Source organism: Pantoea leporis, from assembly GCF_028048155.1.
Lineage (GTDB): Bacteria > Pseudomonadota > Gammaproteobacteria > Enterobacterales > Enterobacteriaceae > Pantoea > Pantoea leporis.
In genome coordinates, this window is sequence record NZ_JALMEU010000001.1 from 672,126 (window position 1) to 695,107 (window position 22,982).

At 55.3% G+C, this 22,982-nt stretch carries 20 protein-coding genes; 3 read left to right on the forward strand and 17 right to left on the reverse strand.

Annotated elements, in window-relative coordinates:
• Positions 1 to 12 precede the first annotated feature (12 nt).
• Both MWH02_RS03145 and MWH02_RS03150 read right to left on the reverse strand, forming a co-directional pair.
• Positions 13 to 948: a D-ribose ABC transporter substrate-binding protein gene (locus MWH02_RS03145; protein ID WP_101764600.1), complete on the reverse strand. Its 936-nt coding sequence runs from the start codon at positions 946 to 948 to the stop codon at positions 13 to 15.
• Between the two features lie 63 nt (positions 949 to 1,011).
• Complete coding sequence (locus MWH02_RS03150; RefSeq protein ID WP_192413554.1) at positions 1,012 to 1,809, reverse strand: GolD/DthD family dehydrogenase; 798 nt, start codon at positions 1,807 to 1,809, stop codon at positions 1,012 to 1,014.
• Between the two features lie 376 nt (positions 1,810 to 2,185).
• On the opposite strand from MWH02_RS03150, the gene MWH02_RS03155 reads away from it, so the two are divergent.
• Positions 2,186 to 3,004: a DeoR/GlpR family DNA-binding transcription regulator gene (locus MWH02_RS03155; protein WP_110865995.1), complete on the forward strand. Its 819-nt coding sequence runs from the start codon at positions 2,186 to 2,188 to the stop codon at positions 3,002 to 3,004.
• A gap of 128 nt (positions 3,005 to 3,132) precedes the next feature.
• Here MWH02_RS03155 and cheZ read toward each other — a convergent pair whose 3' ends face one another.
• The 15 genes from cheZ to otsB all read right to left on the reverse strand — a co-directional run bounded on the left by cheZ (position 3,133) and on the right by otsB (position 20,727).
• The gene (gene cheZ, locus MWH02_RS03160) at positions 3,133 to 3,774 is read right to left on the reverse strand and encodes a protein phosphatase CheZ (RefSeq protein ID WP_101764603.1); all 642 of its coding nucleotides are present in this window, start codon (positions 3,772 to 3,774) and stop codon (positions 3,133 to 3,135) included.
• A gap of 9 nt (positions 3,775 to 3,783) precedes the next feature.
• Positions 3,784 to 4,173: a chemotaxis response regulator CheY gene (gene cheY / locus MWH02_RS03165; protein ID WP_008102871.1), complete on the reverse strand. Its 390-nt coding sequence runs from the start codon at positions 4,171 to 4,173 to the stop codon at positions 3,784 to 3,786.
• 39 nt (positions 4,174 to 4,212) lie between these two features.
• Positions 4,213 to 5,262 carry a protein-glutamate methylesterase/protein-glutamine glutaminase gene (locus MWH02_RS03170; protein WP_008102868.1) on the reverse strand — a complete coding sequence of 350 codons (1,050 nt, stop codon included), beginning with the start codon at positions 5,260 to 5,262 and terminating at the stop codon, positions 4,213 to 4,215.
• Entirely contained in the window at positions 5,259 to 6,134 is an 876-nt protein-coding gene (gene cheR / locus MWH02_RS03175; RefSeq protein ID WP_101764604.1) for a protein-glutamate O-methyltransferase CheR, read from the reverse strand. The genes MWH02_RS03170 and cheR overlap by 4 nt, the downstream gene beginning before the upstream one ends.
• A gap of 103 nt (positions 6,135 to 6,237) precedes the next feature.
• Positions 6,238 to 7,914, reverse strand: a complete 1,677-nt coding sequence (locus MWH02_RS03180) for a methyl-accepting chemotaxis protein (RefSeq protein ID WP_271459888.1) — start codon at positions 7,912 to 7,914, stop codon at positions 6,238 to 6,240.
• 226 nt (positions 7,915 to 8,140) lie between these two features.
• Positions 8,141 to 9,802 (reverse strand): methyl-accepting chemotaxis protein, encoded by a 1,662-nt coding sequence (locus tag MWH02_RS03185; protein ID WP_192233601.1) that lies wholly within the window; start codon positions 9,800 to 9,802, stop codon positions 8,141 to 8,143.
• Positions 9,803 to 10,118: 316 nt separating this feature from the next.
• A complete protein-coding gene (locus MWH02_RS03190) occupies positions 10,119 to 11,798 on the reverse strand; it encodes a methyl-accepting chemotaxis protein (protein ID WP_217546855.1) in 1,680 nt (559 codons plus the stop codon).
• 169 nt (positions 11,799 to 11,967) lie between these two features.
• Positions 11,968 to 12,465: a chemotaxis protein CheW gene (gene cheW, locus MWH02_RS03195; protein WP_008102858.1), complete on the reverse strand. Its 498-nt coding sequence runs from the start codon at positions 12,463 to 12,465 to the stop codon at positions 11,968 to 11,970.
• Positions 12,466 to 12,487: 22 nt separating this feature from the next.
• Entirely contained in the window at positions 12,488 to 14,458 is a 1,971-nt protein-coding gene (gene cheA, locus MWH02_RS03200; protein ID WP_192233597.1) for a chemotaxis protein CheA, read from the reverse strand.
• Between the two features lie 10 nt (positions 14,459 to 14,468).
• The gene (gene motB / locus MWH02_RS03205) at positions 14,469 to 15,500 is read right to left on the reverse strand and encodes a flagellar motor protein MotB (RefSeq protein WP_101760735.1); all 1,032 of its coding nucleotides are present in this window, start codon (positions 15,498 to 15,500) and stop codon (positions 14,469 to 14,471) included.
• Positions 15,497 to 16,384, reverse strand: coding sequence for a flagellar motor stator protein MotA (gene motA, locus MWH02_RS03210; protein ID WP_007891047.1), 888 nt, complete (start codon positions 16,382 to 16,384; stop codon positions 15,497 to 15,499). The genes motB and motA overlap by 4 nt, the downstream gene beginning before the upstream one ends.
• A 132-nt stretch (positions 16,385 to 16,516) precedes the next feature.
• A complete protein-coding gene (flhC, locus tag MWH02_RS03215) occupies positions 16,517 to 17,095 on the reverse strand; it encodes a flagellar transcriptional regulator FlhC (RefSeq protein WP_101760736.1) in 579 nt (192 codons plus the stop codon).
• Positions 17,095 to 17,445, reverse strand: a complete 351-nt coding sequence (gene flhD, locus MWH02_RS03220; RefSeq protein WP_008102850.1) for a flagellar transcriptional regulator FlhD — start codon at positions 17,443 to 17,445, stop codon at positions 17,095 to 17,097. Before flhD ends, flhC begins: the two co-directional genes overlap by 1 nt.
• A 1,057-nt stretch (positions 17,446 to 18,502) precedes the next feature.
• A complete protein-coding gene (gene otsA, locus MWH02_RS03225) occupies positions 18,503 to 19,942 on the reverse strand; it encodes an alpha,alpha-trehalose-phosphate synthase (RefSeq protein ID WP_101760737.1) in 1,440 nt (479 codons plus the stop codon).
• A complete protein-coding gene (otsB, locus tag MWH02_RS03230; RefSeq protein ID WP_101760738.1) occupies positions 19,939 to 20,727 on the reverse strand; it encodes a trehalose-phosphatase in 789 nt (262 codons plus the stop codon). Before otsB ends, otsA begins: the two co-directional genes overlap by 4 nt.
• A gap of 538 nt (positions 20,728 to 21,265) precedes the next feature.
• Between otsB and MWH02_RS03235 the strand changes: the two genes are divergently transcribed.
• Together MWH02_RS03235 and fucO are read left to right on the forward strand one after the other, a co-directional pair.
• The gene (locus MWH02_RS03235) at positions 21,266 to 21,559 is read left to right on the forward strand and encodes a hypothetical protein (RefSeq protein ID WP_218168224.1); all 294 of its coding nucleotides are present in this window, start codon (positions 21,266 to 21,268) and stop codon (positions 21,557 to 21,559) included.
• Positions 21,560 to 21,720: 161 nt separating this feature from the next.
• Positions 21,721 to 22,872, forward strand: a complete 1,152-nt coding sequence (gene fucO, locus MWH02_RS03240) for a lactaldehyde reductase (protein ID WP_110865988.1) — start codon at positions 21,721 to 21,723, stop codon at positions 22,870 to 22,872.
• Positions 22,873 to 22,982 lie beyond the last annotated feature (110 nt).

Consider the following 22,982-nt stretch of genomic DNA (forward strand, 5'->3'; position numbering starts at 1 on the left):
GCACCGCATTGATTACGACTTGAAGTTAAAGTCCTGCACGCCTTTGGCGTTGTCTGGCGTAATGAGAATGCCGCGGAACATCACGCGCTGCTTCTCAGGCTTGGTGCCTTTCTGAATAAAGTTGTCGAGGTCGGTCACGCCCTGTGCGGCGATGGCTTGTGCCTGCAGCATCACCGTAGCTTTCAGATCCCCTTTTTCCACCGCGTCACGTTCATCATTGCTGCCGTCAATGCCGACCACGATGACGTCGTTACGGCCTGCTGCTTTCAGGGCTGCAATCGCACCCAGCGCCACGGGACCGTTACCGCAGATCACGCCTTTCACATCCGGATGCGCCTGCAGAATGCTGTCCATGATACGTTTGCCGTCAATCAGCGTGCCTTTGGCATCCTGACGCGCCACGCTTTTCATGTCGGAATATTGATCGAGCACCTGATGGAAGGATTTGGAGCGTGTGACGCAGTTGTTGTCAGCAAGGTTACAGGTGAGTTCCGCGTAGCTGCCCTTTTCCCCCATCTTCTCCACAAACACGTTTGCCACGTCGGAGCCGGCCTGGAAGTTGTTGTGGGTGATCTGCGCCAGCGCCACGTCATCCACCGGGATTTCGCGGTTGATCAGCACCACCGGAATGCCGGCATCTTTGGCTTTTTTAATCGCGGCGACGCTGGCGGTGGAGTCGGCGTTATCCAGCACGATGCCCTGCACCTTTTTGCCGATGGCGGCATCAATCAGTTCACTTTGCTTTTTCACATCTTCGCCATGCGACAGCACGCTGGTTTTATAGCCCAGCTCCTGCGCTTTGAGGTTGGCACCTTTGGCTTCGGAGGCGTAATACGGGTTATCCAGCGAGTTCACCAGGATCATGATGGTGCCTTTATCGGCAGCGAAACTGGCTTGGGAGATCAGGCAACTGGCAATAGCAGTTAACAGCAGGGTACGTTTTTTCATGGTGAGGTTCTCTCATTGTTATAGTGGGTCACGCAGGGTCAGCCGTTCTGGTGTTGGCGCGGCTTACCAGATGGTAAAGCCACCGTCGATCATCAAATCTGCGCCGGTGATCATGTCGCTGCCGTTGCTGGCGAAGAACAGCACCGCGGCGGCGATTTCGTCGGTATAGGCAAAGCGTCCCAGCGGGATCAGCTTTTTCATCTGCTCGCCCTTCTCACCGCGCCAGGCTTTTTCACCCATCGGCGTCAGCACCACGGTGGGCGATAAGGTATTGACGTTAATGCGATAGGGAGCGAACTCTTTGGCCATCACTTTGGTCATGCCGAGCAGACCGGCTTTGGCGGAGGTGTAAGCAACGTGGTTGTCGATAGCGATGGAGGCGGCCTGCGACGCAATGTTGATGATTTTGCCGCCGTTACCGGCGCGCACCATGCGTTTACCGGCCTCCTGCGAGCAGAGGAAAGGACCGGTGAGATTGACGTCGATCTGCTTCTGCCACTCGGCAAAATCGGTTTCTAACACCGGTTGCAACATCACGTAGCCCGCGCAGTTCACCAGGATATCAATCTGACCGTAATGCTGTTCGACGCGATCAAATGCCGCTTCAACCGAGGCCGGATCGGTCACGTCGCAGCACACCAGCAGCACGCGATCGGCAGCAAATTGATCCTGCACGCCCGCCACTTTGTCACTTTCGAAGGGCGGATAAAGCAGCGCCAGCCGTGCGCCCTTCTCCAGCAGCATGGCATTACTGGCCATCGCAATCCCGCCCAGCCCGCCGGTGACTACCGCCACTTTGCCGGTTAAATCCTGCTCAATGTTCACGCCGTAGCGCAGGTTAACGTCATATTCCCCACTCATCGTCTCTCTCCATAATGGTGTACGGCGGCGCTGGTTGTTGCTGGCCGGGTTATCGTTTTTACACATATCATTTTCGAACAAAAATATAAGCTATCGATTAATAATGGTTTGTGGAGGAGATCAAATTTCATACAAATTGCAGCAATAAAAATTATCTTTATGATTTTGTTGAATTTGCAAAATTCGCCGCGTTCAGGACATGGAGCGAGCTGCTGACGGCTTTCTGCGAACTCAATCGCATAGCAAATGATGATTTTCATTCGAAAATGAATGTTTCTGGAAGCTACCTCGCAAATGGCCAAATCGCAGAGTAAAATCAGCTCGGGTTTCCTTATTGGCGAAACCCGACCGTGATTGGAAAGAGGGAGCATTTCGATTGAAAAGCAAAACTGAGCAGCTGGCAGATATGCAGCAGCGCCGTGAGAAGATTCTGGAGATGATCCGCGAAGACGGCACCGTCACGGTTAAAGCGCTGACCGATACCTTCGGCCTGACCGAAGCCACCATTCGCACCGACTTGCGCATGTTGCAGCAAGAGGGGCACGTACAGCGTTATCACGGCGGCGCCACGCTGATGACCGGCAAGCAGAATACCGGCGCGATGTTGCTGGAGCGTCAAACACATCTGGAAGAAAAACAGGCGATTGGCCGCCTTGCCGCGCAGCATGTGGAAAATGGCGACACGGTGATTTTCGATTCCGGTACCACCACCACGGCCATTGCCGAGGCGATCAGCCATATTCGTCGTTTATCGGTGATCACCACGGCGGTGAATATCGCGCTGAAGCTGGGTGGCGAGCCGGGTATCAATATTTTGCTGACCGGTGGCACTTTTAAGTTCCCGACGCTTTCGACTTCAGGTGAGAAAGCCGCCTCGTTTTTCGAAAACGTGCTGGCGGAGAAGCTGTTTCTTGCCACGGCCTGTATCTCACCGCGTCTCGGTTTGAGCTTTCCCAGCGAGACCGATATCAAGGTGAAAATGGCGATGATCAATTCGGCTAACAGCGTGTATGTGGTGGCGGATTCCAGCAAGATCGATAAGGTGTCGATGTTCGCGCTGCCGTGCGACTGGAGCCATATTCACTATCTGATTACCGATAGCGGCATTTCGCCGGCGCAAGTCGCGGCGTTTGAGGCGTTAGGCGTGCAGGTACTGGTGGCGCAGTCGGCGTTGACGCAGAAGCGCGCGGTGTAAGGTGCGGTACGCGCTGTCCCTCACCCCGGCCCTCTCCCGCAAGCGGGCGAGGGAGACGCTGCCATATGCAGGCCCGAACGGTTCCCTCTCCCACCTGTGGGAGAGGGTTAGGGTGAGGGCAAACGTGTTTAAAACCCTAAGCTATCCAGCAGGTCATCAACCTGATCCTGGTTCGCCACCACGCCGGGTGCATTGGCGTGGATCTGCGGACCGTTCAGCAGGCTGTTGCCCTCTTTACGCGCCGCGGCGTTGGCTTCTGGCATATTCTCCAGCAGCACCATCAATAGCTGACGCTCGATCTCCTGGATCACATCCATCATGCGCTTGATCACCTGACCGGTCAGGTCCTGGAAATCCTGCGCCATCATGATTTCGAGCAACTGCTTATTGGTGTACGACGTGTGTCCCGGAACGTCAGTCAGGAACTGGCGCGTATCCGAAACCAACTCGCGCGCATCTGTCAGTTCAATCGGATTTTCAAACCACGCATCCCAACGGCCTTTCAGCTGGTTGGCGCCGGCTTCCATTTGGTCCTGGTGTGGCTGCGCTGCTTCAACGCAGTTCAACGCACGTTCTGCCGCTTGCGCCGTCATTTGCACAACATAATCCAGACGATCGCGCGCATCAGGAATCGCTTCCGCCGCTTCAGCAATTGCCTGGTCTAACCCCAGCTCACGCAAACTGTCACGCAACATGCGCGTCAGTGAGCCGATGCGGGTAATAATGTCGTGTGCCGAGGCTTCTTCGGTTGATTTCGGAAGGTCGCTCATCACATCTCCTTACATACCCAGTTTTTCGAATATTTTGCCTAACTTCTCTTCCAGCGTGGCCGCCGTGAACGGCTTCACCACGTAGCCGCTGGCGCCCGCCTGCGCGGCCGCGATGATATTCTCTTTCTTCGCTTCCGCGGTCACCATCAGCACCGGCAGTTTGTTCAGCGTGGCGTCAGCACGGATGGTTTGCAGCAGCTCCAGACCGTCCATGTTCGGCATATTCCAGTCGGAAACCACGAAATCAAAGCCACCGGCACGCAGTTTGGTCAGCGCATCGACGCCATCTTCTGCTTCTTCAACGTTATTGAATCCAAGCTCTTTCAGCAGGTTACGGACGATACGACGCATCGTATTGAAGTCATCCACCACCAAAAAGCGCATATTTTTATCAGCCATATCTACTCCCGTGTTGTCTCGTCCAGCAGGACGGGCTCGTTAAATTCGCAATGCCTGTCCGGCGCTAATTTTCGCCAGCATGTGCTGACTGATGTGGCCTAAATCGACCACTTCACTGGTGCCGCCCATCGCAATCGCTTCGCGCGGCATACCAAATACCACGCAGCTGGCTTCATCCTGCGCGATGGTCCAGGCGCCCGCGCGATGCATTTCCAGCATCCCGGCCGCGCCGTCGTTACCCATCCCGGTCAGAATCACACCCACCGCATTTCGTCCTGCGTGTACCGCCACCGAACGGAACAGCACATCCACCGATGGCTTGTGTCGGTTCACTGGCGGACCGTCATTCAGTTTCACCACATAGTTGGCCCCGCTGCGGCCCAGCTCCATGTGCATGGCGCCCGGCGCGATATAGGCGTGGCCGGGCAGAATACGCTCGCCGTCTTCCGCTTCTTTCACGGTGATCTGGCACAGCTTGTTCAGACGCTCGGCAAACGAGCGCGTAAAACCTGGCGGCATATGCTGGGTAATCAGCAGCGCCGGGCTGGTCGCCGGCAGCGGCTGCAGCACATGGCGAATCGCCTCGGTGCCGCCGGTGGACGAGCCGATGGCAATCAGCTTTTCACTGCTCAGCAACGGGCCGGCTTTCAGCGTGACCGGCATCGGCGTGGAGGCACGCACATGCAGCTTGGCGCGCGCGGCGGCGCGGATCTTGTCAGCAATCATCTGGCTATACGCCAGCATGCCTTCGCGGATGCCGAGCTGTGGCTTGGTGACAAAATCCACCGCACCCAACTCCAGCGCGCGCAGCGTCACTTCTGAACCTTTACCGGTCAGCGAGGAGACCATCACCACCGGCATCGGACGCAGGCGCATCAGCTTCTCGAGGAAATCGAGGCCATCCATGCGCGGCATCTCCACATCCAGCGTCAATACCTGCGGGTTGTACTGTTTGATTAAATCCCGCGCCACCAGCGGATCGGGCGCACTCGCGACCATCTCCATATCGGGATGGCTGTTGATGATTTCTGTCATCAACTGTCGCATCAGCGCAGAGTCATCCACGCACATCACGGTGATTTTGCTCATCGTCTTTCCTTGCTCAGTCCATAGACTGTCTGTCCACGCAGCCAGAACTCTTTGCTGATCTGACTAAAGTTCTCTGAATGCCCGGCAAACAGCAGACCGCCGGGTTTCAGCAGAGGCACGAAACGGCGCAGAATCTGTTCCTGCGTCTCTTTATCGAAATAAATCATCACGTTGCGACAGAAAATTGCGTCGAACGGACCCGGCAACGCCCAGTCGTGTGCCAGTAAATTCAGTTGCGTATAGTTCACCATGTTGGCGAGGTCGGAACGCACGCGCACCATGCCTTCATGCGGACCGGTGCCGCGCAGGAAAAAGCGCTGCAGCTGCGACTGCGATAGCGTGCGTAGCTCTTCCTGGCGATACACGCCGGCCACGGCTTTCTCTAGCACCTGGGTATCGATATCGCTGGCGTGGACCTGGAATTTACCCGGACCGGTGCCCAGCGTTTCCGCCAGCGTCATGGCGATGGAGTACGGCTCTTCGCCGGTTGAGGCGGCGGTGCTCCACACGCTGTAGTTACCCGTGCGCTTACGCGCATGATCCGCGAGGATCGGAAAGTGATGCGCCTCGCGGAAGAAAGAGGTCAGATTGGTGGTCAGCGCGTTAATAAACGCCTGCCACTCCGCACTGTTTTGGTCTTGCTCCAGCAGCGCCAGATAGCGGCCAAAGTCATCAATATTCAGCATGCGCAGACGACGCACTAAACGGTTGTAAACCATCTCGCGTTTGTGGTCGGCCAGCACAATGCCCGCGCGCTGATAGATCAGCTGGCTAATGCGACGAAAATGCGTATCTGAGAGCGGTAACCGCTGCACCATTTGCGAGAGCAGCGTGGTCGCTTCACTTTGATCCAATAACGTCGATTTCTTCATTTCAGGTCACCCGGCAACAAACTGTTTAAATTGTGATACTGCGGTTGCTACTGTGCTGCCAGTCGCGCCATTCTCATGGGCCGCCTTGCGGCGGCCACAAGGATTAAAAGGTTTCCCAGTTATCGTCAGTGCTACGTGCGCCTGCCGGTGCCAGTGCTTTTGGCGTGCCGGAACGCAAATTTTTTGCCGCTGTAGATACGTTAACGGCCTGAACGACAAATTCTTTACCGATATTGAACACCGCAACCGACTGTTTCAGTCGGCTGGCCTGATCTTCCAGCGCGGCCGCCGCCGTTGCCGACTCTTCGACCAGCGCGGCGTTCTGCTGCGTCACGCGATCCATCTCGTTCACCGCCAGACCGACCTGATCGATACCACGGCTCTGCTCGTCCGACGCCGAGGCAATTTCGCCCATGATGTCGGTGACCCGCGTGACCGCATTCACGATGTTGGTCATGGTTTCCCCGGCGCTCTCCACCAGCACGGAACCGGTGTTGACACGGCTGACCGAATCCTCGATCAATCCTTTAATCTCTTTCGCCGCCTGCGCGCTGCGCTGTGCCAGACTGCGCACCTCGCCCGCTACCACGGCAAATCCACGTCCCTGCTCACCGGCGCGTGCTGCTTCTACCGCAGCGTTCAGTGCGAGGATATTGGTCTGGAAGGCAATGCCATCGATCACGCTGATAATGTCAGCGATTTTCTTCGAACTGCCGGTGATCTCTTTCATGGTAGTCACCACGCCATCCACCACTTTGCCGCCCTGCTGCGCGGTCTCCGAGGCGGTGAGCGCCAGCTGTGACGCCTGACGGGCATTTTCGGCATTCTGCTTCACGGTGGCGGTTAACTGCTCCATGCTGGCAGCGGTCTCTTCCAGCGAAGCCGCTTGCTGCTCGGTACGCGAGGAGAGATCGTTGTTGCCCATGGCGATTTCACTCGCACCGGTGTAGATCGCATCGGAACCGTCACGCACGGTACGCACCGTCCGCGCCAGCTCTTGCTGCATCTCTTGCACCGAGGTGAGCAGCTCGCCCATCTCGTTGCGCACCGTGATCTCCACCTGCTGCGTCAAATCGCCACGCGCGATGTGACGAATGTGCTCGATGCTGTGCTTTAGCGGACGAATCAGCACCGTACGCATGCCGCTCCACACCAGCGCAATCACCAGCAAGGTCACCAGCAGCGTGCCGACCACCAGCATGATGGATTGGTTGTAAGCCGCCTCATTGGCTGCAATGCCCTGATTGGCGAGCACAATGTTGTAGCTCAACCATTCGTTGTAATCCTTAGCAAACTTGTCCTGGAATCCCTGCGTCGGCTGATCGACAAATCCTTTGAAATTTCCACTACAGAGGAAATCGATCAACTCACCCAATGCTCCGCGATAGGCGTTGTAGTTGGCCTGTAGCGTCAGCACGTTCTCGGCCTTTTTGCCCTTTTCAGACAGGTTGGCGTTAAATTCAGCAAAACCCTCATCAGCGTGCTTCAACTCCTCACTCGCCAGCGCCACCAGATCTTTCACGGTTGCGCCTGAGCCAGCCTGCTGACTGTCCAGCAGGTAACGGATCCCCGCACGGTTCAGCGTGTTACGCGCCTGAACCAGCGATACCCATGAGGTGCCCATTGCCCGCTGCAGCGTGCTAAGACGCTGGTTATAGGCAAAATTTTCTTTATCGGCTTTGACCGTGGAGTAGAACACTCCACCGGAGAACAGCTGCAGTAAGGCAAACAGCGCCAGCACGCACAGCAGGCCGGATACAACACGAATACGACTAAACATAAACACCTCATTGGTTGGCGGATCGCCTCTGTTATCGGCTTTTCTGAGGGGATCTTTATGTGTGTTCGCAGGGGTTGGACCAGCGGGGGGTTGATGGGTGCTCGCTGTCCCTCACCCTAACCCTCTCCCGCAGGCGGGAGAGGGAATTGATCGAGCTAACATATGGCGGCGTCTCCCTCTCCCGTTTACGGGAGAGGGCCGGGGTGAGGGACAAACGACTCAAAACTTAAAACGTCTCCCAGTTACCCTCACTCACCGGCGCGGCAGCCGCTTTGCGCGGTGCGCTGGCGATCTGGCGCACCGTGCTCGCCTTCGGTTGCGCCTGTGCGGCGCGCGGAATGCGGAACACCGATACCGACTGGCTCAGGCGGCTCGCCTGCTCTTCCAGTGATGCGGCGGCGGCGGCGGACTCTTCCACCAGCGAGGCGTTCTGCTGGGTGACGCGGTCCATCTCGGTCACCGCTTGTCCCACCTGATCGATACCACGGCTCTGCTCATCAGATGCCGAGGCGATTTCGCCCATAATATCGGTGACGCGCGTAACGGCGCCGACGATATCGTTCATGGTTTCTCCGGCGGTGCCGACCAGCTGCGAGCCGTTGTTGACGCGGTTCACCGAGTCTTCGATCAAGCCTTTAATCTCTTTCGCCGCCTGCGCACTGCGCTGCGCCAGGTTACGCACTTCACCGGCCACCACAGCAAATCCACGGCCCTGTTCACCGGCACGCGCCGCTTCTACCGCCGCGTTCAGCGCCAGGATATTGGTCTGGAAGGCGATGCCATCGATCACGCTGATAATGTCGGCGATCTTCTTCGAGCTGCCGGCGATATCCTGCATGGTACGCACCACGCCATCGACCACCTCGCCACCTTTGCGTGCGGTATCGGACGCGCTGAGTGCCAGCTGCGACGCCTGACGCGCATTCTCGGCATTCTGTTTCACCGTCGCGGTGAGCTGCTCCATGCTGGCCGCCGTCTGCTCCAGCGAGGCGGCCTGCTCTTCGGTACGCGCCGACAGATCGTTATTCCCGGCGGCGATTTCGCTGGCGCCGGTGAAAATCGCATCGGAACCGTCACGTACATTGCCCACGGTGCTGACCAGCGACTGCTGCATTTCATGCAGGCTTCCCGCCAGCTGGCTCATTTCGTTGCGCCCTTCCACCACGATATTTTGCGTGAGATCGCCCGCAGCAATATGGCGAATATGCGCCAGCAGCTGATGCAGCGGCTGAATCAGCACGCTACGCAGGCCGAACCAGCAGCCAACGATCACCGCAATCACCACCAGCGCCACCGACGCCAGCAGCCACATCATGGTGTGGAAGGCGCGCTGATTCTGCGCCACGCCTTCTGCCGCCAATGTGCTTTGCTCCGTCCGCCACTCTTCGTAAGTGGCTTTCATCGCGACCTGTTTAGCTTCGATGTTCTGCGCAAACATGCCTTGCAGATCGTTGGCTTTCAGGCGATCCAGCATCGCTTTCAACCCGTCGTTGAAAGCGGCGTAGTTCGCTTCCAGCTTATCGCGCAGCGCGTCTGGCAAGCCCGGCGTGGCTGGCAAGTCGTAGTAGCGTTGATAGTGGCCGGCAGCCACATTGAGTTGTTTTTCGGTCTGGGCGATTAAGGCACTCAGCTGACCGCCATTCGACTGCGCGGCCATGGTGCCCTGCATACGCAACATGGCGCGGTTGAGTACGGTGCGGGTTTGGTTCAGTTCAATCCAGGCGTCGGACATCGCGCCAACGTTGTTGGAGGAGATCTGCGCTACCGCAAACGCCTCTTTATCTTTTTGTAAGGCGGACCAGAACAGGCCACCCGACAGTAATTGTAAAGCGCCAAACACCAGTAATACGGCGATTAAACTGGTCACTACATTGATTCGTTTTAACATGGGATCTCCAGGGATGCGTTTCGGCTTCCCCAGTTATCGACCGGCAATCTGAATTTTTCAGGGTGCTTAAGCTACTTTACGAATTAAAACTCTGCGTTTGAGCATGATTGCAGTGTTTTATAACTAAAGAAATTAACAGTAAAAAAATGCGCCTTTATCGGCTGAGCGATAAAGGCGCATTGGGTGGTGCGGGTTGTCCCTCACCCCGGCCCTCTCCCGCAGGCGGGAGAGGGAGACGCTGCCACATGCTGGCTCGGACAGTTCCCTCTCCCACGTGTGGGAGAGGGTTAGGGCGAGGGACCGACCACTCCGAAACTTAAAACGTTTCCCAGTTGCTGTCCCCAGCCGCGCCGGTCAGCGCTTTACGCGGTGTGCCGAGCGTGGGTGGTGCGATCTGCGGATGACGCACGCCGCTTCTGGCCTGCGGCTGCGCGTGTGCCGCGCGGGGTACGCGGAACACCGCCACCGACTGGCTCAGGCGACTGGCCTGCTCTTCCAGCGAGGCCGCCGCCGCCGCAGACTCTTCCACCAGCGAGGCGTTCTGCTGCGTCACGCGATCCATCTCCGTTACCGCCTGGCCAACCTGATCGATACCACGGCTCTGCTCATCCGACGCCGAGGCGATTTCGCCCATGATGTCGGTGACGCGCGTTACCGCATTAACGATATCGCTCATGGTCTCACCGGCGGTGCCCACCAATTCAGATCCACTGTTCACGCGGCTAACAGAGTCTTCAATCAGCCCTTTAATCTCTTTCGCCGCCTGCGCGCTGCGCTGGGCCAGATTACGCACTTCACCCGCGACCACCGCAAAGCCACGGCCTTGCTCGCCGGCGCGCGCCGCTTCTACCGCCGCGTTCAACGCCAGAATATTGGTCTGGAAGGCAATGCCATCGATAACGCTGGTGATGTCGGCGATCTTCTTCGAACTGCCGGCGATGTCGCTCATGGTGCGCACCACGCCTTGCACCACATCACCGCCCTTCTGCGCGGTTTCGGAAGCACTCAACGCCAGCTGCGACGCCTGACGCGCGTTTTCGGCGTTCTGCTTCACGGTGGCGGTCAGCTGTTCCATGCTGGCGGCGGTCTGCTCCAGTGAAGCCGCCTGCTCTTCGGTACGTGCCGAGAGATCGTTGTTGCCCGCAGAGATTTCGCTCGCTCCGGTAAAGATGGCATCCGAACCGTCACGCACATCACTCACCGTGCGCACCAGCGACTGCTGCATCTCATGCAGGCTTTCCGCCAGCTGGCTCATTTCGTTGCGTCCTTCGACCGCGATGCGCTGCGTCAAATCGCCCTGCGCAATGTGCTGAATATGCTGGATGTTGTCATTAAGCGGCTTGATGAGGATTTTGCGCATGCCAAACCAGCACAGCACAATCACCGCCACCACAATCGCCAGCACCGCGCCTAACAGCCAGATCATGTGATCGTAGGCTGAGCTGTTGGCTTCGACGCCCGCCGCAGTCAGGCGATCCTGATCGGCACGCCATTGGCGGTACTCTTTCAGGAAGGCGTTTTGGCTTGGCGCAACCGGCGCTTTGGCTGCCTGATCGAGATCTTTTGCGACCAACGCGTCCTGCAACTGGCCTAGCGCGCTGGCATAGGCGGTATAGGTTTGATCGAGACGTTTGTTGAGCGCGGCATCCTGTCCCGGCGTGTCCGGCGTCGCTTTAAACAGCTGGTAGTTATCGGCGGCCTCTTTCTGGAAGGCTTTGCTGTCGCCGTACAAACCGGCGATGTCCGCTTCGGTACCGGTCAGTTTGCTGGTTGCCATGCGCAGCTGAATGCGGGTTAACACCACACGGCTCTGATTGAGGCTCATGTAGGCGTCGTTGATGGCGGCGGTGTTTTTGCTCGCCAGTTGTGAAACGTTAAAACTGTTTTTGTCATCGCTTAGCGCTTTAAAAAACAGTGAGCCGGATGCCAGCTGTAAAAAGCCAAACACTAACAACACCAGCAATAAGCTGGTGACAACGCGGATTCTCGTAAACATAGTTTGCCCTGAAAATGAAGGAAAAAATCGTACCGATCGGTTATCGACCAGGGGCGGAGAAGATTGAGGGATATTACAGCGATTTTTTGCGGATTTATTGTTGATTTGTAAGGAATTAATTAATGTATGTAATGATAACGGGCCGCAGCAGCGCGGCCCGTTGCGGGGACTATGCAGTACGCAGGTTATCCACCAGCGCCATCTCTTCGCTGCTCAGCAGCTTTTCGATGTCGACCAGAATCAGCATACGTTCACCCAGCGCGCCCAGACCGGTCAGGTACTCGGTGGACATGGTGACCGCGAACTCCGGTGAAGGACGAATCTGCTCTTGCGTCAGCGACAGCACGTCAGAAACGCCATCGACCACGATGCCCACCACGCGATGCTCAAGATTCAGCACGATCACCACGGTGTTCTCGTTGTACACCACATCCGGCTGCGAGAACTTCACGCGCAGGTCGATGATCGGCACGATCACGCCGCGCAGGTTGGTGACGCCTTTGATGAATTCCGGCGTGTTGGCGATGCGGGTTACCTGATCGTAACCGCGAATCTCCTGCACTTTCAGAATGTCGATGCCGTACTCTTCGTCACCCAGTGTGAAAACTAAGAATTCCTGGCCCACGGTTTCGCCAGCGATTTTGGTCACGGTTGCCATGTCAGTCATTTTTTTACCCTTTCGTTATCTATTACGCTGCGGCACCGGCCACACGCTTTTCACGGTTCAACGATTGCAGTGCTGAGACATCCACAATCAGCGCCACGCTACCATCGCCTAAAATGGTGGCGGCAGAGATGCCCGGCACTTTGCGATAGTTGCTTTCAAGGTTTTTCACTACCACCTGATGCTGACCAATCAGCTGATCGACCAGCAGCGCATAGCGACGGCCTGCGCTTTGCAGAATCACCACAATGCCTTGCGTGGCGTCGGTTTTGGCGTTCTGCACCTCAAACACATTCCACAGCTCCACCAGCGGCAGGTATTCGCCACGCACTTCCAGCACGCGCTCGCCACCGGCCAGCGGTTTCAGCTCTTCTGCGGTTGGCTGCAGCGATTCCATTACCGCGTTGAGCGGCAGAATGAACACTTCATTAGCGACGCGTACCGACATGCCGTCGAGGATCGCCAGCGTCAGCGGCAGCAGGATGCGAATGGTGGTGCCCTTGCCCTGCTTCGAGGAGATTTCAACGTGACCGCCCATCTCCTGAATATTCCGTTTCACCACGTCCATGCCCACGCCACGGCCCGACACATCGGTGACCTGCTCAGCGGTGGAGAAGCCCGGCGCGAAGATCAGCATGCCGACTTCTTCATCGCTCATGCTGTCGCTGACCGGCAGGCCGGACGACAGCGCTTTAGCCAGAATACGTTCGCGGTTCAGACCGGCACCGTCATCGATCACTTCGATGCAGATGTTGCCGCCCTGATGTTCCGCCGACAGCGTCAGGTTGCCAACGGCGGTTTTATTCGCAGCCAGACGTTTTTCCGGAGTTTCGATACCGTGATCGAGGCTGTTACGCACCAGGTGCGTTAACGGATCGATGATGCGTTCAATCAGGCTCTTATCCAGCTCGGTTGAGCTGCCGAGCAGCGTCAGCTCCACTTCTTTGCCCAGCTTGCTAGCCAAATCGCGGACCAGACGCGGGAAGCGGCTGAAGACGTACTCCATCGGCATCATACGAATCGACATCACCGATTCCTGCAAATCGCGGGCGTTACGCTCCAGCTGACCCATGCTGTTCAGCAGGTCGCCGTGCGCCACCGGATCCAGCGCACCGGAGCGCTGTGCCAGCATCGATTGGGTGATCACCAGTTCGCCAACCAGGTTAATCAGCTGGTCCACTTTCTCGACGGCAACACGGATGCTGCTGGATTCGCTGCCTTTAGCCGGTGCGGCGGCACGTTTAGGTTCGCGCTTCACCGCTGGCGTGATATCGGTGACGGTGGCGGTTTGCACCGGTTCAGCAGCCACTTCAGCAACCGGGGCGTCGGCAACGGCCGCCGCGCCTGTCGGGAAGTGAATCTGTGCTTCATCCAGCACAAAACAGAGCACCGCAACGATGTCATCTTTGCCGACGCCATCAATGGTAACGTCCAGCGAATTGGCGCCTTTCACCACGTTGCTGACGGTACCGAGATTGCCGAGCTCCTCCAGCATCAGCTCCGGCTCTTTCTCTTTCAGGTCAACCAGTTGCAGGCGCAGACCTGCGGCCGCAACTGGTGCTGCGATCTCAACCACTTCGGCGACTTTGGGCGCTTCAGGCGCAATGCCTTTCGCTTCCAGTGCCAGCTGACGCAGCGCTTCACAGATATATTTAAAGCTTTCTGCATTCGGCTCCTGCGCCGTTTTATAGGCATCGAGCTGTTCTTGCATAATATCTTTGGTTTCCAAAAACAGGTTGATGATATCGGTGCTGAGCTGCATCTCGCCGCGGCGCGCACCATCCAGAATGTTTTCCAGGATGTGGGTGGTTTCCTGTAAAACCGTAAAGCCAAACGTACCGGCTCCGCCCTTGATGGAGTGGGCGGCGCGGAAGATGGCATTCAACTGCTCGGAATCGGGCTCCTGGGGATCAAGTCCCAACAGGTGTTGCTCCATATCCGCTAACAGCTCATCGGCTTCATCGAAAAACGTCTGGTAAAAATCGCTGATGTCCATGCTCACGGGATCACCTCGGCTGTGAGGGTTGGTCTGGTGTCACCGCGCTCGCCGTGGGCGTCGCCGCTGCCGCAGGGGCCGTTGCAGCAGTCGGCGCAGCCGGTGTTGCAGTGGAACCTGTTGGGGCAGTCGACGCAGCCGGTACAGCGGGTGCGGTAATGTTGGGAATCATTTGCGCCGGGTCGCTCACCTGAACGGCATCGCTCTCGGCATTCTCTTTTTCAATCGCCGCTTCGGTGTCGTGATTCAACACCAGCAGGCTAATGCGGCGGTTGACTGCATCATTAGCACCACGGTTTTTCAGCTTCATGGTGTCGGCCATACCGACCACACGCAGCATTTTGGCGCCGTCGAGGCCACCAATCACCAGCTCGCGCCGTGAGGCATTGGCACGATCCGCCGACAGTTCCCAGTTGCTGTAGCCACGATCGCCGTTGGCATACTGGAAATCATCGGTGTGACCCGCGAGGCTGATTTTGTTCGGAATATCATTCAGCACCGGCGCGATAGTGCGCAGGATGTCGCGCATGTAAGGCTCCACGTCCGCGCTGCCGGTTTTAAACATCGGGCGGTTCTGGCTATCGATAATCTGAATGCGCAGTCCCTCTTCGACCATGTTGATGATCAGATGCGGACGCAGCGCTTTCAGACGCGGGTCGGCTTCAATCAGCTGGTCGAGCTTTTCACGCAGGCGATTCAGGCGGATCTCCTCCAGCTTCTTCTTCTGCGCATCCATATCGACAATCTTCTTCACTTCACCTTTCTGCTGCGTCGGATCATCGCCGCCGCCGGGGATCGGACTTTCGCTGTCGCTGCTGCGCTGACCGCCGGTCAACGCCACTTTCAGCGGCGTTTTAAAGTATTCCGCAATCTGGACCAACTCTTTGGGGCTGGAGATGGAGAGCAACCACATCACCATAAAGAACGCCATCATCGCCGTCATAAAGTCGGCATAGGCAATCTTCCACGAACCGTGGCTCCCATGGTGACCTTTATGTTTGCGCTTTTTAACCAGCACAATGGGGCGATTGCCTGCTTTCATGAATTCTCATCCGAAGTTTGTTTCGCCGGGTTCTTGGCGTTACGCACGTGCTCTTCCAGCTCCGAGAACGACGGACGTTCAGCGGAGTAAAGCGTTTTACGACCAAATTCCACCGCGATTTGCGGTGCGTAACCGTTGAGGCTGGAGAGCAACGTCACCTTCACGCACTGCATCATCTTGGTGGTTTCGGCACATTTCTGACGCAGCACCGACGCCAGCGGAGAGATAAAGCCGTAGGCCAGTAAAATTCCGAGGAAGGTACCGACCATCGCATGGGCCACTAACGCACCCAATTCGGCCGCCGGACGGTCGGCTGACGCCAGTGCGTGCACCACGCCCATTACCGCCGCGACAATACCGAAAGCCGGTAAGCCATCACCCACCGCCGAGATACTTTGCGCGGGGACTTCACACTCGTGCTCGTAGGTCTCAATCTCTTCATCCATCAACGCTTCAATTTCGAAGGCGTTCATATTTCCGCTGACCATCAAACGCAAATAATCGGTAATAAAATCGACTAACTGTTTATCGGACAAAATACGCGGATAGTTAGCGAAAATTTCACTCTGGCTGGGATCTTCAATGTCACGTTCTAATGACAACATGCCTTGCTGACGGGATTTCGCCATCAGGCGATAAAGCAGCGCCATTAAATCCATGTATACGGCTTTGTTATATTTCGAGCCGCGCATTAACAATGGCAGCGCTTTTAATGTTTTCTTAATCGATTTGCCATTATTGCCGACTAAAAAGGCACCAATACCGGCACCGCCGATAATGATCAGCTCCGCCGGTTGATAAAGCGCGCCTAAATGTCCGCCGACCATCGCGTAGCCGCCCAACACGGAGCCGACGACCACGATATAACCCAGAATTATCAGCACAAAAAATCCTTACGTCCGTAACGTGTTGATGGAAGTTAAGCCAGAGAGCCGCAGGTGTTATTCGTTTATCGCAGGCAAAAAAAAAGCAGCGGTATTAACCGCTGCTGGATGTTTTCCACGATGCGAACAAACTTAAACGGCGCGTTTAACCTGTTCATCCAGCAGTTGTGGAAAGGTATCGGCAGAATCTGCAGAAAGTTTACGTCTTTTTACGGCACGTGATGGCGGCTGGCACAGGCTGCAGACAAAGCTGCCGATGGGCTGATGAGCGTGGTTAATAAAGCTGCCACCACAGCACTTACAGTCAGACAGTTCCAGCATGCCACTTTCAACGAATCGCACCAGGGTCCATGCACGCGTTAGCGCCAACAGCGGGCCCTCGTCCGATTGCGGACACTGCTCAAGATACAAGCGATAAGCTTTGATTACCGCTTCAACGCCACTGTTCAAGCCGGTTTTCAGCAGGAACTGCCAGGCGTTACAGAACATAGAAGAGTGAATATTTTGTTCCCAGGTCATGAACCAATCGGTAGAGAATGGCAGCATACCTTTCGGTGGTGGCGCACCACGCAACTCTTTATAGAGTTTAATCAGGCGACCACGGCTCAGCTGAGTTTCACTCTCCAGCATTTGCAGTCGTGCGCCCAATGTAATCAGCTCCATGGCCAGCTGAATATCACGCGCTTCCTGAACAATACTTTTTTCGCTCATTAAACGGCCCTCTTCTTCGCAGAGACGTCATCTTTAGACGCATTTCGCAGGAGACGGCTGGATAATAAAATACCGGTGTGGATTTGCTGTAAGTCATCCACACGTGACTCTTGAGTCAGGCGATTAATATGGTTGTGATCGGTAAATCGGAACTGGCAAACCAGTTGGTTGGTTTCCGCTAATTTTACCATCTCAGGTAAAGTTAATTGCGACAATGCATCAGCCATCGATTCATCGATGCCTAAACGAAACATTGCTGAAGCTTTTTCCTGGTTAATTAAACGCTGAGCAAGGAGCAAATATGACAGATTGATGTCATATATATGTTTTAGTAATTCTGATGTACCCATTTTTTTCCATCCTGATAGACGCGACACATATACGGCCACAGAATTAAATTGTTCTATGGTTCGGGCTGCTGGTTGGTAAATCTAAAGATGGCAAAAAATAATCAGGCTTGAGCCAACGTGCTCCTGACTGTTGCACTTTTCGTCAGGACACTGATCTGTAGTAATCAAAACTCCAGGCCATTCTTTGCTTGAGTTGTAACCATCTTCCGTGACGTCTGCTTACAGTTTTTTAAGACTAATCTGAAAACAAGGCAAATCTATATTGTCTGATTTCGACATACAACGTGAGTGGCGCGAAATTTTAGATAAAGTGTGATCCACGTCACACTTTTAAGGCAAATTTTTTCTCTAAACCTTCAGCAGCGCTTTTCTGTTGTCCATTTTTTGCTCGATTTCTGATTATTTCCTTAATATTTTGCTGAAGTAAGGCGGATTTTAGGCTGTGCGGAAGATTGTCATTACAACGCGATCAGTTATCTGTCCTATAGGAATTAGGGTGCTATAACACGCCATATAAAGGATTATATGCAGCATAATACTCTGAATTAGCATGAAACTATTCGCTTCTAAATTAATCACTTACAGGGAATATTGCCCATGTGCCGTAAAGCGAGACGCTAGCGAAGCGTGAAGTCTGGGCGCAGAGCGCCAGGGAACTGTTAGTGGATTGTAGGGAGTGTTTAGCGCACGGCAGGGGATGTAACAGGGCGTTACATTAGAGAAATGAATGAATAGGCATTTTTCGGTTTGCTCCGCGATGACTATCGGCCTGCCACCTGAGATCTTTAGGGTTGCGAGGAAAAAAAGCTCTTTTTGCCTTTCGGTTGTATGCTTTTTAACCAAATCGTGCGCTTTTTGCTGATGAGTCAGCGCATTAGCGCTTAAAGAAATGAAATCGATTTCGTGAAGTTACAGTGGCGCGTGAAAACGCTGTGCAGCGGAGCGTAAATTCAAAAATGTGCGATAAATCGCGCCGCTACGGAAGTGTGCAATAAGTGAGCAAAGCACCCAATGTTAGCATTTACCGTAGCGGCGCAATGTATTGTGCAATTAAGCGTTACGCTAATTTCGGAAAGGTAGCGACTTTATTTACCGTACCGTGATCATCACTGCGTACCGGCAAAGTATTTAAATCTTTCAGGAAGCTTTCACGCCAGTGTGAAATATCCTGTTTGCGCAACACCGCCATCATGTCGTTGTAACGCGAGATACGTTCGGTACGCGGCATGGTCAACGCGCGATCGAGCGCCGCCGCCACGTCATCACGATCGTACGGATTGACGATCAGCGCGGAAGTCAGCTCATTGGCCGCACCAGCAAAGCGGGACAACACCAACACGCCAGGGTTATCCGGGTCCTGCGCTGCTACATACTCTTTCGCCACCAGATTCATGCCGTCACGCAGCGGCGTAATCAAGCCGACGTTGGTGAGACGGAAGATCTTCATTAACAGACGACGATCAAAGTGCTGATTGAGGTAATAGAGCGGCGTCCAGCCCAGCGTGCCGTATTTACCGTTGATGCGCCCCGCTTCCGTTTCCAGCTGGTGACGGATGTCCTGATAAGCCTGCACATCGCCGCGCGAGGTGGGCGCAATTTGCGAGTAGCGAATTTTGCCGCGGTGCTGCGGGAAATTCTCCAGCAGGGCTTCGAAGGCCAGGAAACGCTCCGGCAATCCTTTAGAGTAATCCAGGCGCTCACAGGCAATGATATTCTGCAGATCGCCCAAATCGCGTTTCATCGCCGCCATTTTCGGTGGCAGCGGTCCTTCCGCCATCTCTTTAATGGTGTCTGGCTCAATACCAATCGGATAGACCTCAGTCATAAAGGTGTTACCGAAGGCACGATGCTTCTTCTCTCCTTTATTCTGCAGCTGCGTCAGCTGGCTCAGGCTATCAAGGAAAGCTACGCGGTCAGATTCTGTCTGGAAGCCCAGCAGATCGTAGTCGCACAGCATCTCCAGCAGCTCCTGATGCGGCGGCAGAGCATTGAAGATCTCTGGCGTCGGGAACGGGATATGCAGAAAGAATCCGATGCGGTTATTAATGCCCTGCTTGCGCAGCTCGGCGGCAAACGGCAGCAGATGATAATCGTGGATCCACAGAATATCGTCGGGCTTCAGCAGCGGTTTAAGGCGCTGCGCCAGCAAAGTATTGACGCGGCAGTAGCCATCCCAGGCTTCGCGCTGATACTGCACCAGATCGAGGCGATAGTGGAACGCCGGCCAAATCACGGTATTGGAGAACTGGAGATAATATTGATCATAATCGTTTTGATTAAGCGGCAGTGACGCATAGGTGATGCCGTCTTTTTCGATCTGCGTAAGTTCTTCATCCTCTTCTTCACCCGAGAATTCGCTGATCTCTCCGTTCCAGCCAAACCATAATCCACCGGTATCTCGCAGTGCATCTAAAATACCGACAGCAAGCCCGCCTGCGCTGGCCTTGCTACCATCGGGGATCGCGATACGGTTAGATACGACGACTAAACGACTCATAACCTAAACTCCTTACCAACATTGTCATGTTCTAGTTGTAATAATAGTTGTTCAAGCCAGTGCCATACGGCCTCAACGCTGTTGAGGCGATAGCGTGCATGGCTGGCCCCTTCACCGACTTTGACAGAGATCCCCTGCATGGCATTTACCACGAGGAATCCTTTTTCATCTGTCAGGTCGTCTCCCACAAATACCGGAATGCGTCCGGCAAAGGGTGCTTCCTGCATGAACTCACGTACGGCAGCGCCTTTATCAATGCCTTGCGGCTTCAGTTCCACCACGCATTTACCTGGCTGAAGCGCCAGCTCGGGAAAGCGTGCAACGGCGTCTTCGGCCAGCTGCATAATGGCGTTTTCGTACTGCGGCGCATTGCGATAGTGAAGCGCAAATGCCATGCCTTTCACTTCTAATAGCGTATCGGGCCACTGATCCAGCGTCTGCTGCAGTTCAGTTTGCAGTGTTTGCGCAATATCCCCCGGCAAGCTGTGGCGATGCACGCGGCCCGCCGCATCGCGGCGTTCTGCACCGTGCACGCCCGCGGCGGGGGCTTCGAGTGGCGCGACTAAGGCGTCGAGTTGCGCAATCGGACGGCCGGAAACCAGCGCTAAGGCGCCGTGGCTAAGATTGGAAATGTGTTGCAGCAGCTGGCGTACCGGAGCGGGAATGGAGACCGACTCGGGCTGCGACTGAATCGCTGCCAGCGTGCCGTCTACATCAAAAAAGAAGGCGTAGAGTCCGCCACTTAATGACGGCAAGGTGCTGTTGTGATTAACCGCGGAGGTCACGACTCTTCTCCTGTCTTGTGGAATTTGTCATTACAGGATGTTCGGAGGCTGGCTGGGTGATCGAGGCGGTTGCTACCGCAGAAGTGTGTGCGAGGAGGTTTTGCAGATAACACGGAATTTCGATAGATAACACTCCACAAACAAACATCATTTAAACTCACTCGCCAGGCTGACTGCGAACATCGTCAGAATTAAGTGTAGACGCAGATCACGATATTGCCAGATACGCGCGGCCTGGCTATAGGATAAGTGGCCGTTTTAAGGCTTATGCCGCAAAAGAATCGCCTCAGCGCTTTTTCAGCCGTTTCGCTTATTTTTTAGCGTTGATAACGCCCTTCTCCCGCCTCAATTCCCGGATTATGCCGACTTGCATCCGCCGCGAGGATTATCATATGGTGCGTTTACCGTGCGGTTACAGCGCGGAAATAGCGCCCTGATCGGCATTGATCACGGCTGTTAGACCCATTCAGGCAGGAATCCGGATAATGGAAAACCGATCGACATCACATTTTTCACTTGTCGCGGCAGGTGAGCGAAGATGATCCCGCAAAGCTACAGCCAACGCGTTCACTTCTATTACTGCATTCTGGTCGCCCTGAAAATCAACGCCAAAACGAAGAAGTCTGGCGGCGTGCGCGGCAAGAATAACTTCCTGCTGAAATGGCTGCGTAATGCGCAGAACAACACCATTTTCCCACCGGATATCACCAGCGAGATTGAGTGGCTGCGCGCCAAGATCATCAGCTCCGGGCCCGACACCGACCTGGAACCGATGCTGCAATATGTTTACGACACGGCGAAGCGTGCCGAGACGATGCGTTTAGGATCATGATTCCTTCCATTTATTCGACTCAATGGAAACCGCGATTTTATTGAGGCAACGCAATATCTGTATCGTCATTACCACGTAAATCTGGATACGGTTAAATCTTCTTATCTTGATGAATTTAATCGAAAAATATTAAATCTGGCATCTACGTGAAGGTAATTAATATGATTAACAGAATGATCCTCAATGAGACCGCCTATTTCGGTGCGGGCGCGATTAATTCTATTGTCGATGAGATTCACAAACGCGGTTTTAACAAAGCGTTGGTGGTGACCGACAAGGATTTGATCAAGTTTTCTGTCGCCACCCGCATCACCGATCTGCTGGCGCAGCACGACCTCAGTTTCGCCATCTATGATGAGGTGATCCCCAATCCTACCGTTGAGGTGGTGCATGCGGGCGTCGAGGCTTTTCGTCGTTCGGGTGCCGATTATCTGATCGCGGTGGGCGGCGGCTCGCCGCAGGATACCTGTAAAGCCATCGGCATGATGATTGCCAATCCCGAGTTCAGTGACGTGCGCATGCTGGAAGGCGGCGCCGCCACGCGCAATCCCTCCGTACCGATCATTGCGGTGCCTACTACTTCCGGCACCGCAGCGGAAGTGACCATCAATTACGTCATCACCGATGAAGAGAAGAAGCGCAAGTTCGTCTGCTACGACCCGCACGATATCCCGGCGATTGCCATTATCGATCCCGACATGATGGCCAGCATGCCCGCCAGCCTGAAAGCGGCGACCGGCGTCGATGCGCTGACGCACGCCATTGAAGGCTACATCACGCGCGGCGCGTGGGAACTGACCGACATGTTCCACCTCAAAGCGATTGAAATTATTGGCCGCTCGCTGCGTGATTCGGTTAAAGGCGTGCCTGCGGGCGTGGCGGATATGGCGCTCGGTCAGTACATCGCCGGAATGGGCTTCTCGAATGTTGGCTTGGGTCTGGTGCACGGTATGGCGCATCCGCTGGGCGCGTTTTATGGCACGCCGCACGGCATCGCCAATGCGGTTCTGCTGCCGCATATCATGGCGTTCAATGCCGAGCATACCGGCGAGAAGTACCGCGATATCGCCCATGCGCTGGGCATGGAAGGTGCCTATAGCTGTTCATTAGCCGATGCCCGTGCGCTGGCCATTGATGCGGTGATCACCCTAAACCACGATATCGGTATTCCGCTCAGACTACGTGATATCGGCATGCAGGAGCAGGATGTGGATGCGCTTGCCACCGCAGCTTTCGCCGATGTGTGTACGCCGGGCAATCCGCGGGAGTGCAGCGTGACGATGATCGCTGCGCTGTATCGTGAGTTGTTCTGATTAGGCGTTAACCAGGTCGCCATTAATGGCGACCGACGTGTTTTGTAAGTGCGCATTTATGCGCACCAGAACGACGCGCTCATTTAATTCATGCCAACATTCACCCTTTA

Bases quoted from the DNA above. Each gene is read 5' to 3' on its own strand.
- MWH02_RS03185 (WP_192233601.1), bottom strand. From the start codon at position 9,802: ATGTTAAAACGAATCAATGTAGTGACCAGTTTAATCGCCGTATTACTG.
- MWH02_RS03235 (WP_218168224.1), top strand. From the start codon at position 21,266: ATGATCCCGCAAAGCTACAGCCAACGCGTTCACTTCTATTACTGCATT.
- cheA (WP_192233597.1), bottom strand. From the start codon at position 14,458: ATGGACATCAGCGATTTTTACCAGACGTTTTTCGATGAAGCCGATGAG.
- MWH02_RS03145 (WP_101764600.1), bottom strand. From the start codon at position 948: ATGAAAAAACGTACCCTGCTGTTAACTGCTATTGCCAGTTGCCTGATC.
- cheW (WP_008102858.1), bottom strand. From the start codon at position 12,465: ATGACTGACATGGCAACCGTGACCAAAATCGCTGGCGAAACCGTGGGC.
- cheZ (WP_101764603.1), bottom strand. From the start codon at position 3,774: ATGAGCGACCTTCCGAAATCAACCGAAGAAGCCTCGGCACACGACATT.
- motB (WP_101760735.1), bottom strand. From the start codon at position 15,500: ATGAAAGCAGGCAATCGCCCCATTGTGCTGGTTAAAAAGCGCAAACAT.
- MWH02_RS03190 (WP_217546855.1), bottom strand. From the start codon at position 11,798: ATGTTTACGAGAATCCGCGTTGTCACCAGCTTATTGCTGGTGTTGTTA.
- fucO (WP_110865988.1), top strand. From the start codon at position 21,721: ATGATTAACAGAATGATCCTCAATGAGACCGCCTATTTCGGTGCGGGC.
- flhC (WP_101760736.1), bottom strand. From the start codon at position 17,095: ATGAGCGAAAAAAGTATTGTTCAGGAAGCGCGTGATATTCAGCTGGCC.
- otsA (WP_101760737.1), bottom strand. From the start codon at position 19,942: ATGAGTCGTTTAGTCGTCGTATCTAACCGTATCGCGATCCCCGATGGT.
- MWH02_RS03150 (WP_192413554.1), bottom strand. From the start codon at position 1,809: ATGAGTGGGGAATATGACGTTAACCTGCGCTACGGCGTGAACATTGAG.
- cheR (WP_101764604.1), bottom strand. From the start codon at position 6,134: ATGAAGAAATCGACGTTATTGGATCAAAGTGAAGCGACCACGCTGCTC.
- cheY (WP_008102871.1), bottom strand. From the start codon at position 4,173: ATGGCTGATAAAAATATGCGCTTTTTGGTGGTGGATGACTTCAATACG.
- flhD (WP_008102850.1), bottom strand. From the start codon at position 17,445: ATGGGTACATCAGAATTACTAAAACATATATATGACATCAATCTGTCA.
- MWH02_RS03170 (WP_008102868.1), bottom strand. From the start codon at position 5,262: ATGAGCAAAATCACCGTGATGTGCGTGGATGACTCTGCGCTGATGCGA.
- MWH02_RS03180 (WP_271459888.1), bottom strand. From the start codon at position 7,914: ATGTTTAGTCGTATTCGTGTTGTATCCGGCCTGCTGTGCGTGCTGGCG.